This window comes from Paenibacillus sp. OV219 (assembly GCF_900110075.1).
Classification (GTDB): Bacteria; Bacillota; Bacilli; order Paenibacillales; family Paenibacillaceae; genus Paenibacillus_Z.
This window is the reverse complement of record NZ_FOCJ01000013.1, coordinates 125,382-141,059: the sequence shown is the minus strand read 5'-3', so window position 1 is coordinate 141,059 and position 15,678 is coordinate 125,382. Positions and strand designations below refer to the sequence as shown.

General features: G+C 50.9%; 9 protein-coding genes. 3 read left to right on the top strand and 6 right to left on the bottom strand.

Translation table 11 applies throughout. From position 1 onward, the window contains the following. Positions 1-42 precede the first annotated feature (42 nt). Complete coding sequence (locus BMY11_RS25290; protein ID WP_090582640.1) at positions 43-843, bottom strand: phosphodiester glycosidase family protein; 801 nt, start codon at positions 841-843, stop codon at positions 43-45. Between the two features lie 178 nt (positions 844-1,021). On the opposite strand from BMY11_RS25290, the gene BMY11_RS25285 reads away from it, so the two are divergent. Beyond that, on the top strand, positions 1,022-2,755 hold the full coding sequence (locus BMY11_RS25285; RefSeq protein ID WP_143069349.1) for a stalk domain-containing protein: 1,734 nt from the start codon (positions 1,022-1,024) through the stop codon (positions 2,753-2,755). A gap of 52 nt (positions 2,756-2,807) precedes the next feature. Here BMY11_RS25285 and BMY11_RS25280 read toward each other — a convergent pair whose 3' ends face one another. Continuing rightward, entirely contained in the window at positions 2,808-5,201 is a 2,394-nt protein-coding gene (locus BMY11_RS25280) for a WG repeat-containing protein (protein ID WP_090582636.1), read from the bottom strand. A gap of 233 nt (positions 5,202-5,434) precedes the next feature. Between BMY11_RS25280 and BMY11_RS25275 the strand changes: the two genes are divergently transcribed. Beyond that, on the top strand, positions 5,435-6,325 hold the full coding sequence (locus BMY11_RS25275) for a cation diffusion facilitator family transporter (protein WP_090582634.1): 891 nt from the start codon (positions 5,435-5,437) through the stop codon (positions 6,323-6,325). 142 nt (positions 6,326-6,467) lie between these two features. Here the strand turns inward: BMY11_RS25275 and BMY11_RS25270 are convergent, their stop codons facing one another. The 3 genes from BMY11_RS25270 to BMY11_RS25260 all read right to left on the bottom strand — a co-directional run bounded on the left by BMY11_RS25270 (position 6,468) and on the right by BMY11_RS25260 (position 11,328). Beyond that, positions 6,468-7,295, bottom strand: a complete 828-nt coding sequence (locus BMY11_RS25270; protein ID WP_090582632.1) for an NAD-dependent epimerase/dehydratase family protein — start codon at positions 7,293-7,295, stop codon at positions 6,468-6,470. A 27-nt stretch (positions 7,296-7,322) separates the two neighbouring features. Beyond that, positions 7,323-7,808 (bottom strand): GNAT family N-acetyltransferase, encoded by a 486-nt coding sequence (locus BMY11_RS25265; protein ID WP_090582630.1) that lies wholly within the window; start codon positions 7,806-7,808, stop codon positions 7,323-7,325. A gap of 1,078 nt (positions 7,809-8,886) precedes the next feature. Continuing rightward, positions 8,887-11,328 carry a glucosidase family protein gene (locus BMY11_RS25260; RefSeq protein WP_090582628.1) on the bottom strand — a complete coding sequence of 814 codons (2,442 nt, stop codon included), beginning with the start codon at positions 11,326-11,328 and terminating at the stop codon, positions 8,887-8,889. Between the two features lie 226 nt (positions 11,329-11,554). Between BMY11_RS25260 and BMY11_RS25255 the strand changes: the two genes are divergently transcribed. Further along, the gene (locus tag BMY11_RS25255) at positions 11,555-13,354 is read left to right on the top strand and encodes a glycoside hydrolase family 36 protein (RefSeq protein WP_090582626.1); all 1,800 of its coding nucleotides are present in this window, start codon (positions 11,555-11,557) and stop codon (positions 13,352-13,354) included. Positions 13,355-13,361: 7 nt separating this feature from the next. Here BMY11_RS25255 and BMY11_RS25250 read toward each other — a convergent pair whose 3' ends face one another. Next, a complete protein-coding gene (locus BMY11_RS25250) occupies positions 13,362-15,629 on the bottom strand; it encodes a helix-turn-helix domain-containing protein (protein ID WP_090582624.1) in 2,268 nt (755 codons plus the stop codon). Between the last annotated feature and the right edge of the window lie 49 nt (positions 15,630-15,678).

The following is a 15,678-nucleotide window of genomic DNA, read 5'->3' as shown; positions in this document are numbered from 1 at the left end:
TATAAGGAATCCATTCGTTCACGTACATCGTTATCGCCTGCGCTACTTCACAATACGCATCATCTCCACGACTGGGCGGCTGTCGCCTGGCAGCACCTTCTCTGCTGCTTGCAACTGGGACGAGCCGTCTCCATCTAGAAAAATGCCATCTACGAGCTGCACGCTGCCCAGCTGTTCAAGTATCGCCGTTCGGAAATCTGCCAATGTCCCCTTCGTGCTGCTGACGATCAGATAGAGCTTCCCTTGACGGTCATAGACCGCAGCGCTGCGAAGATGATCGTTATCCATGAGCGGCGCATTTTCCAGCATCGCTCGTCCTTGCCAAAGATCATCCTTTCCGAGGCTCATACTAATACCGCCTTGCGCCCAGAAGTGTAGTGGATCGCTCACTCTCAGCTCAGAAGCCTTGCTCACGATCTGCACAGTAAGCTTGTTGCTCACGCCGTCCCAGACGAGCGTGCCGCGCGGGAATTTGGTATTCTCATCCCCCGCCCCGTATTGCCCCTTCGCACCGCCGACTGGCTGACCGTTCATGATCGCCATGCTGAGCAAGCTCGTATCATAGAAGAACCCGCCATTCACACCGTAATAATCGGATAAGGCGAGATTTTGCCGAACAATCTCAAGCGATATATTCGATGGATCGGTCTGCAGCATATGCAGCTTGAATCCGTTCGAAGCCACTTTCTCCATATATTGATACTCCTGCGCCGGGAAACGAGCCACATGAGGGCTCGCATGGCTATTTAGCATTTTCAACATGACTACTAGCAGAATCGCTAGCACGAGCAGAATCCCGCCGGTTATGACTGCAACTCTCACGATACGAATCCGTTCTGACACTTCAGTTCCTCTTTTCTTGACACTCTATCATCACTTGCTAGCGAATCTAGTATATCGAATTCGGCTATCATCTACAAAATTATAGAATTGGAAACTTTTAGTGTAACAATTCCAGATCTTCCATCGTCTATATCGGCAGTTAGTCAGAACATTACGAAGAAGGTCAGGTGAATATACGTTGAAAATATCGCTAAAACCGCGTCGCATCTTACTGTGCGCACTCGCCGCCTTATCCCTCATACTGCCCGTTGCTGGCGCAGGCATAGGATCCACTGTGCATGCTGAAGGTGTTCAACTGAACGCTTATCCAAGCTATCTCGAGAAGACACCGATGACGAAGCCGCTATGGACCGCCAAGATCGACCATGAGCTTTATATGCCGAACGGCCCAACGTTTTCAGTAGAAGGCAACATCCTCGTCTATTTGCAGAACAAGCATCTCGTCTCCGCCGATGTAGCTAGCGGGAATCCAATGTGGACGAGCAAAACAAACTACACAAATACCTTTTTCCTACACAATGGCATCATCTATGCGCTGGGCGAGGATCGCGTGCTCTATGCACTGAACGCCCAGACCGGCAAGAAGCTCTGGATGTCCCCGCTCGGCAAGACCAATCTCGTCCAGATGAAATTTGATGACAAACGAATCTACGCAAGCTACCAAGAAGCATTATTCGCACTCGATCCGGCAACCGGCAAGAAGCTCTGGATGGTCGATAAAAGTGAAGCCTACGCGATTAATGATTTGACTCTTGTCGGCGATACTGTTGTTCAATCGTACATCGAGCAAGGAGCGATCTCTCACGATAATTTATATGGATATGACGCTGCTACCGGCAAGGAGAAGTTCGGTTTCGGTTGGGCATCGAATCCCCTTGCTGTGGAAGGCAATCAATTATGGGTAAGCTCCTATAATTTCATGGCGGAAGATCCGCTCACGACTCACGTACTCCAGATCAACACGGACACAGGGAAGCTGGTCAAAGACCAAATCTATGATGTGAGCAAAATCAATGCCGAAATCTCGACTTCATCACCGAACGATCCCTATACAAGAATTACGAAGCTGGCGATGGACGGTCCATGGCTCTACATCGGCGTGAATGATGTCGTATATCGCTATCATCGGGATGCAGATCCGAAGAAAGGCCCACCTTTTGTCTATAACCATTTGTACCAAGGGACGCTTGGTAAGTGGATTCTTGGTCCAAGTGACGGCTACATGCAATTTGAAGGAGTGGTAGGACTGACCTCGCTCTCAATGTTCGATCTGACCAAGCCAGATATCAATTACTGGAGCAATGGCGCTGTCTCGCGTGTCGATCGCATCGGCGGCGGCATGTTCATCGGACTGCAAAATGGTCATTTCCTCATCTCACAGTTAAGCACAGGCAAGACCCTGTTACACGGCCAAACATCGGCATGGATGTTTAATCGCTTCGCCGTAGCCGGTAACATTGTACTTGTTCAAGCGGAGCATCAATTGCTCGCCTACCCGCTGCCAGCTGCAGCCAAATTCGCACCGACACACAACCTGATTATCAAGGATGAGAAGGCAGATATTGTCGTGGATGGCGTCAAGCATACGATCTCGCCAGATGCCGCGTTTGTGAACAATCAAGTGTTTGTCCCATTCCGTGCCATGTTCGGCCTATTCAACGGAACGATCAGCTATGATGCCGCGACCAAATCGGTAACCGCCTCTGCGCTAGGCAAGAAGATTCAACTCACATCGGGCAATGCGCTCGCGACATTAGATGGTGCCAAGCTCGGGCTGAGCGAAGCGCCGCTTGTGTATCACAACACCGTATACGTCCCTCTTCGAGACATCAGCACGATGCTGGGAACCACTGTCACATGGAAGAACCACACCGTCTTTATTTCAACAAAGCCAGTAGCGGCAGCCAAGTAGAGATACAACAAAAGGGAAGCTGGGCATGATGCCTAGCTTCCCTTCTTTCGCCTTATGGATGAAATGACCTCCAGAACTCGCCATTCGTATCAATAATGCTGCGGATCTCTGCAAAAGGGATCGTGAACGTCGGGAATCCCGCAGCATACGGCCCAATATCGTAGGGATTGAAGTAAAGATGCAGCGCATTCTCGGTAACGAAGAACGGTTGATCAGGGCTGATGCCTTTGTATGTGTCTGGGAATACATACGAATATTGCGGATCCTCCTTAATCTGCTTGCCGACGATATCGCTGAGCACCTTCACATAATCGCTGCCCGGCTTGAACAAATCCTTGAGAGCAAACATATGACCTGACACCAAATTCAGAATCGCATAGACTTGTGTCGGCATCCCATGTGCAGCGCCAAACGGGAAGTTGTAGCCGGTAAGCTCCAACTGCAGCAATTGATGCTTGAAGAAAGAGACGTCGAAATCGCCGGTGTACGAATAGTCCAGCCGCTCATTCGCAGGAATCGGCTTCACCTGAGACATCTCTCTTAGCTTCGCATTCACGTTTCGCATCGCAGCTTGATCGGTCATCCCATCGACCTGCGGATAATAGACGAGATAGTCTGGATTCGGATTGAACTTCACTTCTTTAACGACATACGGTGGCGCAAGCGGAATGACTACATTTTGCTGCCAAATCATTCGCCCTGCACGATTGCGATAAGAGAGCCGCTGATCGACAAAAGCTTTAATGAGATTGCCTTCTTCTACGGTTAGCGAACCTCGGCCTGGCACTCGCGGATAGCCTGGAGCGGCTTTGCCCGTGCGGTCAATGAGGAATGTGTGCTTCGTATCCGACACCGATGCAAGACCGTTCTGATATTCCGTTACATCATTGTAAATGAAATCAGAGAGCCGTTTGCCGTTCCAATCCGCAATCGCATACATGGAGCCGATGAACGGCTGCTCCTTATCAATCGCGTTCCCGAGCGCGAACCGCTCCTCGCCTAAGCTTCGCACATCGTTATAGATCGGCTCTACGATATAGGCGCCTTTCTTATTGATGACGCCGTACTCGGAGCGGAAGTCTGCGGACGTATTCACAACCGCTCGGCCTCGCTCGAATGGCATGGCGGCGTAATACGTCGGCTGGATGATGATTTTACCGCCCTCGTCGATATATCCGTATTTGCCGCTTAGTTCCCGTTGGAACGCGAGTAACCCATCTCCATACGGACCAACGTAAGCAAACGGATAAGTCGCAAGCCGCCTGCCACTTGGATTAATGAGCGCATATTCATTCTCCTTAATCTTCACGACTGCGCGGCCGTTCGTGAAATCCGTCGCATCCTCGTACTGCGCAGGTATCACTTCATTGCCACCCGCGTCAAGATAACCATATAAGGATTGCCCCGAGCCATCCGGCGAATCCTTTGTCAGGTAGAAGAGCGACCGCCCCCCATGCATATCTGCTATATACGGATACGCGCGCTTCGTGAGCACCTGCCCGCTCTCATTGATCATATGAAATCCTTGCTCGTCGATAGCCGCAGCTCGCCGTTCCGAGAACGGATAAATCGAATCGTAGATCGGCTGGACAACATATTGCGCTGAGGCGTTAATGAGCCCCGTTCTCCCTTTCTCCGTCACAATCGCAAGCCCATTCTTTTGAAAATCATTCGCATCGTCGAAACGAACCGGAATCTCCATTCTACCGTTGCTATTGATGTAACCCCATTTGGTTCCGCCAATTCGTTTCATTGAGGCCGGAAACAAAGCAACCGCCCGCGACATGCTCGCCCGGTACTGTGCGTCGGCAAGATACTCCCAGTAGATAGGGGCGATTGGATACCGCCTAGTCAGCTGATCATAATAACGGGCAATATTCGGATAGTAGTCGGCGTAAGCATCCGGTGCTTCTACAAATGTATTGCCGTTCCACTTCACGACATCAACCCGATATGCCTCACCGGATTCATAGGACCAGAGTGCAAAACAGAGCGAATCAACATTTTCGTTAAGCTCGTTAGTTCGCGTTTCGGGGAGCGGTTCCAAATAGCTGTAATACATATCCGCAGGCGCAATATCGACCAAGCCATCATCGGTCCACTCATAGACGGATAGCTTCGAATATTCAGGGCTAACCTGCCAGCCGATGACTAAGTTGTTCGAGCTCGCACGCGTAATAGGCATGGAGGTCATGAGCGTCACGCCATAGCCAGGCGCCTTCAGTCCTGTTGCCCGCTCCCATGCGCCATCCCTGTAGCGAAGCTCAAGCAAATGGAGTTCGCCGTACAATCGGAACACCATGACCGTCTCCGGAATGAGATCTTCATTCATATCAACTGCGCAAATCGCTGCTCGCGGTATCGTGCTCTCAATAAACTCCAGCTCCGCGCCATACGGCAAAAAAGCGCTGGCAAACTGGATAAGCTGCTCGTTATATAGAGACATTTTCGCAGCATCCTCCCTTTGTCTTACGCATGCTTCGCCTTAATCGTATGCAGCAGCAGGGCAACTTAGTAACTTTTTAGAGGTTTTGGTCTTGTGCAACATAGTTGGCTTGTCTAAACGATATTGACCCCGTTAAACTGTCCTTACCCGGAGCAACACTGTTTCTCTAGACCCACACGAATTTCGTTCTATATAATAAGGACTCAATACACGCATGGTTCGGGGGAGACGTAGTGGATACAGGGTTAAAGAACAAAACAGCCGAATATGGCGCATGGATCAGCATTGGTGTCTATATCGTGCTCTCCTTGCTCAAGATTGGAGCAGGCTGGCTCGGAAATTCAGAGGCGCTGCTAGCTGACGGCCTGAACAATACATCGGATATATTCGCATCGCTTGCGGTGCTAATTGGACTTCGGATCTCGAATAAGCCAGCGGATGCCGATCATCAATACGGTCACTCACGTGCCGAAACGATTGCCTCGATGGTTGCTTCCTTCGTCATGTTCGGTGCTGGCATTGAAGTGCTTAGAAGCGCTTTTGTCAAAATCGTTCAGAAGGACATCGCTTCACCGGATATGTTTGCGGCTTGGGTAGCCGTATTCTCGGCTGTCGTGATGTATGTGGTCTATCGCTTTAATAGTCGACTAGCTCAGCGGACACAGAGCCACGCGCTGAAAGCAGCCGCACTCGATAACCGCTCTGATGCCTTCGTTAGCTTGGGTACATTTATCGGCGTCATCGGCGCGGTTAACGGCCTTCCTTGGCTGGATGCAGCGACCGCTATTATCGTTGGCTTGCTTATCTGGAAGACGGCATGGGAGATCTTCCGCGAAGCGACGCATATGCTGACAGACGGCTTCGATGAGAATGAGCTGGAGAAGTTCAAGGAGACGGTTCTCGCGCTGGATGGTGTTGAAGGAGTAAGGGATATTAAAGGGCGCGTGCACGGCAATCAAGTCTTCGTGGATGTGATCATTGAAGTGGATCACGAGATGAATGTACTGGAGAGCCATGAAATTACGGAGCATGTAGAGAGCGAGCTGCTTGAGAAGCATCAGGTCATGCAAGTGCATGTTCATATTGAGCCCTTTATACAGAGCGAAAGACTAAGCAAAGCTTAGTCTTTCGGCGGAGTGTCCGTGGAGGCGTTGATGGGGCGGGTGACGAAAAAAGAACAATCCCGTTTTGACAAAACGTTGATTGCTCCACAATCTAAAGCAAGAGACTAAGCAAAGTTGCTTAGTCTCTTGTCGTTCTATAAAGCTAATCTTGCTTCGTTTCGATGATGGCGTTATCGCGAGTGAACTCATCCAGGAACGTACCAAAGTTATAGCTCGGCGCATAGCCAAGCTCTTGCTTCTCTCGGGAAAGCTCGGCGGGATGGATCGTTTCCGGCAGATTGAAGCCATACTTTTCAATAATTCCTCTCGCGCCAGGATAGAGCTTCTCCCACATATCCACTCGGTTACCTTGTGCATAGGCAATGACGTCTGCTTCGGTGAACCGATCATCGCGAACAATATGGTACGCGCCAAAGCGCTGCTCACACGTTGTCGCTTTCACAACCGCTTGAATAACATCGCGGCGATCTACTCCGCCATGCAGTAGTCGCTCCCCGTAATGCTTGATGGAGCGGAAAGGTGTGAAATCTGCGGGACGCAGCATGAGTACTTCTATGCCGTGCTTACGATGATAGAACTCGCATACCTGCTCGCCAAGCTTCTTCGTATACGCGTAGAAGTCGTCACCGAAGAAGGACATGCTTGACAGCCAGACGACACGGCGCACATTATTGCGTACAGCCGTTTGGAACATCTCGAACGTACCGGTGACATTGAGGTCGTAGAACTCTTTTTCGGTAAAGGTGCCCATATGTATGCCATGATAAGCAGGCGTGTGGATGATGACATCCACGCCTTGCGCTGCCTCATCAAGCGCATGTGGCTCTCTCACATCTGCGGTAAAGAACGGCTGCGACGCAGCTCCTTTTGGCGAGGCGATATCCGACAGCCGAATGTCATGCTGCTGTGGCAGCGCTTCCAGTACACCAGTGCCAACACTTCCGGTTGCCCCTGTAATGAGGATTTTCATACGAATAGCTCAGCCTCCTTCACATAATTAAGCGAGATTCAACTTCATGGTCCATGACGTCCCTTCGGCTACCTCGCAACGCTCGAAACCGAGACGATGATACAATTGAACGGCATGCGTATTTGCCGGATCTACGCTAAGCGAAATCGCCCGATAACCATCCGCCCGCGCCAGTTCAATGACCGCCTGCATGAGCGCGCTGCCAATTCCGTGCCCTCGATGACCCGGTGCAATCGCAATACCAAGCTCTGGGGTCTCGGCGTCGACATAGCCATAACCTTTATTAACCTCATTAAATAATCTGAACCAGACAGCACCTACTAGCTGCCCATCTAATTCGGCAAGTAATGCAGCATCTCCTGCTCTGCCCCAACCTTCGTTGTACTTCCGAATTGCCGGCGCATTCAACAGTTCGTCCTTCGACGGCTTATTCACTACAATATGAATGGATTCGTAATGCATATCCAAAAAAAAATCAAGCTCAGACAGCTGCATCGGCCGTATGTGTAGCATCGATTATCACATCCTTCGTTCGTGCTCGAGACTATCTACATATTACCAGATGTGGCGAGCTTATCAAGCCGATACTGAAGGCGGTTCACCGCCTCTTTACGAGCTGTGAGTCGGTTTTTCCGACTCACAGCTCGCTTTGACCGCCTTTTCGCGCCTGAGAGTCGGATTTTTCGACTCTCAGCACCCAAACCCTCGCGGTCAGCGCCTCCTTACGAGTTGAGAGTCAGTTTTTCAGACTCTCAGCTCGTTTTGACCGCCTTTTCGCGCCTGAGAGTCGGATTTTTCGACTCTCAGCACTCAAACCCTCGCGGTCAGCGTCTCCTTACGAGCTGAGAGTCACTTTTTCTGACTCTCAACTCGTTTAGAACGCCTTTTCGCGTGTGAGAGTCGGATTTTTCGACTCTCAGCACTCAAACCCTCGCGGTCAGCGTCTCCTTACGAGCTGAGAGTCACATTTCCAGACTCTCAACTCGCTTAGAACGCCTTTTCGCGTGTGAGAGTCGGATTTTTCGACTCTCAGCACTCAAACCCTCGCGGTCAGCGTCTCCTTACGAGCTGAGAGTCGCTTTTTCTGACTCTCGACCGGTTTTGTTCATGAGAGAGCATATTTGATCTCTCAGCAACCCAAACCGCCACTTTCGATACACGAGAGAGCGTATTTGCTCTCTCAGCTCTACTTTCGCTTTCTCACATCTGGTTTTGTTCACGAGAGAGCATATTTGCTCTCTCAGCAACCCAAACCGCCACTTTCGATACCCGAGAGAGCGTATTTGCTCTCTCAACTCTACTTTCGCTTTCTCACATCTGGTTTTCGTTCACGAGAGAGCATATATGCTCTCTTAGCATCCAAACCGCCGCTTAAGATACCCGAGAGAGCGTATTTGCTCTCTCAGCTCTACTTTCGCTTTCTCACATCTGGTTTTCGTTCACGAAAGAGCATATATGCTCTCTCAGCTCTCAGCTCTCAGCTCTCAGCTCTCAGCCTATGTTCCCGCTCAGTTGCGGTTTATTCTGCTCACGATAGATCACATGTGTTCTCTCGACCGGTGATATAGCCGTCTTCATTTATTTAACCTCATTAACTAACAACAAGCTTTACCGGTTCGCCCGCAGTCATGCGCAGCTCCACAGTCGCAACTCCTGCAGTTTCTTCATAAACCACCTTCGCCGACTCATCGTTTAAAAGTACGATCGGCAGATGCGCCGCTTCAAGCACGAGCCGGCACGTGCCAGCCCCTTGCAGCTCGGCGCGAATCTCGCCCTGCTTGAAGCTATAGCTCGTCATCGTAATGCCGTATCCATGCTTCACACTCACCGGATACTTGCGTTCCTTCACACGATGCACGACTACACTCACATCAGCCCCAATCGCGCCCGCCCCATAACCATCCTCCGGCAGCTTGTTCGTCCCCTCAACCCGCTTGCCGTCCACCTCAATCGCGTCCACGTAACATCCGCTGCCCCGCAGCTCGATATTAAATCGCCGCCCCCGATAATGCAGCCCTTCCAGTCGCATTTCTTCGCCGTCATACGGATAGAAGGTCAGCCCGCCTGCCTCCATACCGACCCCAACAACGCCATGAATGGCCGCTTGATACCAGCCGCGAATCGAATAGGCGTGCCAGGTGCCTTTTGTCGTATTCCAGCGGTCTACCTCCGGCTCATCTGTATCCAGATAACACGAGATGCCCTCCGGACATGTAAGCTTCTTCGTCCAGTAGCTGACCCAGCCAACCCACTGATCTATTAGATCCTTACGGTTCTGCCCATTAATTAAATGCATAAAATATTCCCCAGTCACCGGCAACCAACAGTGCAGCTGGTTTGCATCCATATCGAATGCCTCCGACCAGACTGGAATCTCGCGGAGCCCTGCCTTGCATACGATATTTTGCTCGAAGAACCGCAGCGCTTGCTCGTTCACGCCTGCCATCAGTTCACCGCAGAAGAAGTTCTCCCATTTGACCGCATTGGAGTTGTAAGAACTCCGCCGTTCAAGCGTCACTGCATCGACGGAGCTTACGACAAAACCGCGCTGCTCATCGAAGAACAGAGGTAGATAATGCTTCTCGATATTCCGATTCACACTATCTGCTAGCGCACGCGTCTCCTGCTCATTTAGCAGCTCCGCGATCATTTCCATCGAACGTGACGCACAGTAGAAGATCGTATTGTTCAAGCTGCTAATATCATCGCCCGTCTCCTGCATGTACATCGGGAAGTCCGGGAACAGTGAAGCTCCTTTGCTCAGTCCAAGACCCTGAACTTCCATCTTCAATATCCGTTCATAGACGCTTCTGGCAAAAGCAAACCGAGCCCGCAGTTCCCCCAACTCTCCCGTGATCGTGTAGTACTGGTGCAGCAGCGTGATATACATGCTCTGCGCCGGAAGCGCGCTGACGCTTGCGAGCGACATATCATGCCGGAAGCTATGACCAATGCCGTATTCCGCATCAGCCGTCTCCTCGTAGAAGCGCAGCATATCACGGATGAACCGTTGATCGCCCCAGTAGAGAGACGCGAGGTTGCTCGTCATCCCGTCCCAGCCCCAAACCCAGTAGTTCGTATTCTTCGCTTTGATCGCACCAGGCGTCTCTAGCACTTTGCAGGACTCATGGTACATCGGCGCAAGACTGATGAAATCGTTCAAGTCCTTATAGGGACTAACTAATACTGGGCTCGTATTGCTTACTTGCTCATATCGCTTCAGCTGCCCTTCCAGCACGACGCCAACATCGGCACTCAGGCGACCAACCGTCTCGACCGCCAGCCCCTCTGTATGCGCAAAACCGATTACGAAGCTGTAGGAGCGATTCGGCACCAGAGCAGACTGGCTTGTCAGTATATACTTCGTGTGGATGCTACGCTCCTGGTATTGCAGCTGGAAGTCGGCTCCGACCGCCACAAAAAGCTCACTCGGCGTCTGATCCTCCTCACGCTCGATATCCATATTATTCAGGTTGATCTCGTTGCCCTTCACCGGCTGCTCTCGCGGGACGTCCCTCATTGAACCGAGCAGCATGTTTGAATCGGCTGCGAATTCAAAATCGCGCCAGTGCCGCCTCGAGCCCCGATCCCCGTAACGCAGATCCTGAAGGTCATCCGTAATTAATCCGAAGTCTTTATAAAATTCAAGCTTGAACTTGTACCCCTCCGGCAGCTCAACACCAGTCGTCACTTGAAAAATAATCGCTTCCCCAGCCGCGAACACAAGGTGCGTCACTTTCGCATCTCCATCCAACTTCCATTCGGACTCCACGCCGCAAGGCCACAACGTCGTCCTGCCGTACTTTGGCTTCAGAGTAACGCCGCCCTGCTCCAAATAATAACGGAAGCCATCCCATAACCGCTGCAAGAAGATCGTATGGCTCCCTCTCGTTTGATACTTGCTCCGATAATCAACCTGCGTCACCGAATTTCCATCATATTGAAACGAAAGCCTGCCATCGGAAAACCAGCGAGGCAACTCGGGAATTCCAGCTTCGCTTTCAACGATACCGCGATTCACTAGATAGCTCATCTCTTATCATCATCTCCCAGTCCGAGTGTAAAGAAGTTTACTACTTAGACCGTATCAAAGCGGCACCATCCGAACAAAGTGACTATTCCGCATATAGGTGGTCTAATCCGGCATAACGATCGTCGCTAAGCATATTCGAACACCTTTATGTGCAATGCGCGCTAGTCGCTGCTCAGCCTTTGCCTTATAGTGAAAGTAAGCCATTCTAAGGAGGGAATCTATTGTCATGCTAGTAGAAGCAGCAGGATTATTCGACTATCGCTTGGAAAATAACGCCGAGGATACGAGCCCCTTTCACACCGAGCTCACCGTGGAACCGTCGAACGAGCCAGGCATCGAGCTTGTCCATATCCGAATCCATTCAGACAATGCGGCTGTTCCAGCACCGATTCGCCTCAAGTGGCGGATGCCGATTGTGGATGTTCAGGGTCAATGGCATCCGACCGCCATTTATAACAAAGGATTACGCGCCGATTGGTCGCAGCCGTTCGAGTCGAAATCAACGTATTCCGCTCCGGTATGCTGTCTCTTTAGCGGGGATGGTGGCAATCGGCTTACTTTTGCCTTCTCCGATGTACTTAATGTCATTAAATATGATGCAGGCGTAAATGAGGAATCTGCTTACTTCCACTGCTACATCGCCATGTTCGACACGCCAACGACGCCAATCTCCCACTATGAAGCTACACTAAGAATCGACATGCGCAGCCACATCCCCTACTACGAAGCGCTCCAGCACGTAAGCGATTGGTGGAGCACCTTCCCGGAGAACAAGCCTGCCAAGGTACCACCTGCGGCTACGCAGCCGATGTATTCGACATGGTATAGCTTCCATCAGAATCTCTCACCAGAGGCTGTCGAGGAGCAATGTGCAGCAGCAAGCAAGCTGGGCTGTGAAACGGTCATCGTCGATGACGGCTGGCAGACGGCGGATAATGCGCGAGGCTATGCGTATTGCGGGGATTGGCAAGTATGCGCGGAGAAAATTCCGGATATGCGAGCACATGTCGAGAACATTCATAAGCTTGGCATGAAATACATCCTCTGGTATTCCGTGCCGTTTGTCGGGAAGCATAGCGAGGCATGGGTCCGATATGAGAACAAGCTGCTCTATACGATTGACTACTTGGATGCAGGGGTCCTTGATCCGAGATATCCAGAGGTTCGCAGCTACTTAATCGAGGTTTACGAGAAAGCATTGCTAGATTGGGATCTTGATGGGTTTAAGCTGGATTTTGTCGATGTGTTCCACCAACCAGAGCAGGAGAACCCTAGCAATGCTGAGGGCCGGGATGACATTTCGGTTGCACAGGCTGTGGATATGCTCCTCAGCGAGGTCATTGCGCGGCTGAGTGCCATCAAGCCTGACATCATGCTCGAATTCCGTCAGAACTATATTAGTCCGCTCATGCGCAAATACGGCAATCTATTCCGGGCAGCGGATTGCCCGAACGATGCGGTTCAGAACCGAATGCGCACTCTCGATATCCGGCTGCTTTGCGGCAGCACAGCCGCACACGCCGACATGATTATGTGGCATGCCGATGAGCCGGTCGAGAGTGCAGCGTTGCAAATAATCAACGTCCTATTCGCGGTGCCGCAAATCTCCGTGCGCCTCACAACTCTGCCTGAGCAGCACGCTGAGATGGTCGCTTTCTGGCTCGCGTTCTGGAAGGAGCACCGCAGCACGCTGCTAGGCGGCAAGCTTGCGCCTCATCACCCGGAGCTGCTCTACCCGCTCGTAACGGCAACGGGCAGCAATACGTATATTGCCGCCTCTTATCAAGAGAACCTTATTATCGCGCTGCCAGAAAGTCAGCCACTTCCGCCGCAGATCATACTGATCAACGGCACATGTACAAGTAGGCTCGTCATTGAACTCCCGCAGCAGCAAAGTGCCACAGCAACGGTCACCATCAAGAACTGCCTCGGTCACATCGTTACCGAGTACGCCCTAAGCTGCACGCCGGGCATTCATGCGATTCCAGTACCGCCGGCCGGACTCGCAATCATCACGGCCAACTAACGCCAATTTACTCCGTAATACTCTTCAGCCCTTCCCGCTTCCGGAAGTCGCTCGGCGTAAAGCCTGTATAATCCTTGAATATCCGATAGAACGCTCTCGGGGTGGTATAACCAAGCCGCTCCGAGATATCCCCGACTTTATCGTCACTGTGAACGAGCAGACTCTTCGCCTTATTAATCTTGGCGAGCACAATTTGCTCTCCTAAGCTAAGCCCAGTCACCGTCTTGCAGATCCGGCTGAGGTAAGCGGGATGCATATACACCTTCTCCGCAATCGACTCTAGCGTAATATTTTCCTCAATATGCTCCTCAATATAGTGCAATAGCTGCTCGATCATCTCCGTATGGATATGCGTCTTCTTCTCGCCTAGCTTCTCATAGAGCCGCTTCGCCATCGTCATCATCTGCAGCTTCAACTCTTCCATCGTGGATAGCGTCGCCGCACTCTCGTTGATATAGAAATGCTTGCCGAACACATCCGACAGCTGCAGCGAGAACTCCACACACAGATCTGAGAGACTAGCCACGTATTGCAAGAAAATATACTGCACATCCGACTTTGTAATGCCGATGTACGATACTTTGTGGATCATTTCGGTCAGTGTAGCCTCGATTCTCTCCCACTCATTCATGCGGAAGTGAATCTTAATCTGCTCCTTGACCACGTTCCATTGAATCGAATTCGAGTCGAACATAAGATGGTTATCCATCTGCGCGACGCTCGGATAGTGGATGATACTGCTTTTGCCAAAATACACATTATACGAAATTGCCCGAATCGCCTGATCGTAGCATGACTTGATCTCGTGAACAGCGCTTGCCGGCTCGCTAATGCCGATGCTGACCGACAGATGCAAGTAGCCGACGATCTGGTTCTTCAGCTGCTTGCACAGTTCAATATGCTGCTCATGATCGGTACGCTCAGAGCTGTAATTGAAGACGACAGCAAGTCGGTAAGGCTCAAGATGTCCGGCCACCGCAGCTCCCTGCTCTCCTAGCACTTCCTCCGTAATATTCTCCACTGCAAAATATAACAGCTGCTGCTCAAGCTGCGTGTACTTCGCCTTGAACGCATTCACATCTTCGATCTCGACCGTCATGACAAGGAAGCGGTCATGCGGGAATTGCAGTCGCAGCTTGCTCGGCACTTCGAGCGACTGGTAGCCAGCCATATCACCAGTTAGCAGCAACGCCAGCTGACGCTGCTTGAACACATTCTGGTTGCTGCGAATCATATTGAGGTATGTCTTATTTTCTTGGTTCATACGGGTGAACGCCTGCTCCAAGTAATTGATTTCGTTCATATTCGGCGCCGTCGCCAGCGAATCGCCATTCATGCCACGTATATAGCCAAGCAAGTTCCTCAGCGGCGTGTAAATGTTCTTCGAGCTCATCCATGCTGCAAGCGCGCCAAGCACGACCAACCCCAAGCTGATGAACAGAATACTGTTCAATACGCGATCACTGCTCTTCGTCAGAGCATGCTTCGGTATGACGTAATCATATTGCAGGCCGGAAGATGCTGATCGCTGCGAAATAACGACATAGTCTTTTTTTGTACTCGGATCTTGACTCGCTTGAAACATGCTCAAGTTCTGATCGGACAACATCAGTCCCTTGGAATTGCGAACGAATAAGCTGCCGTATTCGCCTGCCTGCACCGGATGCGTAATGCTGCTCGCATCGACGTCTACAGCGATGAACCCTTTTACGGACGCGGTGGGTCCATATTTGAAGATATATGTCAGCACCTGCTGGTTGTCAGCTGTCGGACGAAGGACCAGCTCATTGGACTGCAAATTATCATCCTTCTGCGTCACCATCTGCATCAGGTTCTTATCGACTTGATTCCGATAATCATCCATCCCGTAGATCGAGATTCCGCCAACCGAAGTAATGACCTTCTTCGAGGCGAGATCAATAATAGCGAAGTTCTTAATATGTTTCTGATACGCCTGCCGCTTCCGATCAAGCGCGATGCGAACGTCAAGAAAGGCTGAAGAGTATGGCGTCTTCGCCATCACATCGCTGTAGTAGCTGAAATTGATCATGATTTCGTATATAAAGGAGCGCATCTGCTCGAAAGTAACATCGTTGCTACTCGCAATTTGTGTCAGCAGCTGCTCGCTATAATTCTCGCTCTGATGTTTCGCATTCGTAATCGAAATTTGGTAAGAGAACACACTGGAAATTAGAGAAGGGATAATCGCGATGCTTAGTAGAATTAGAAGCAGCTTGGCGTATATATTTTGGAACCAGCGGGACTTGAGCTTCATGATTAGACCCCTTCCATATCTATACTTTATCGTAAAAACAGCTATAGGA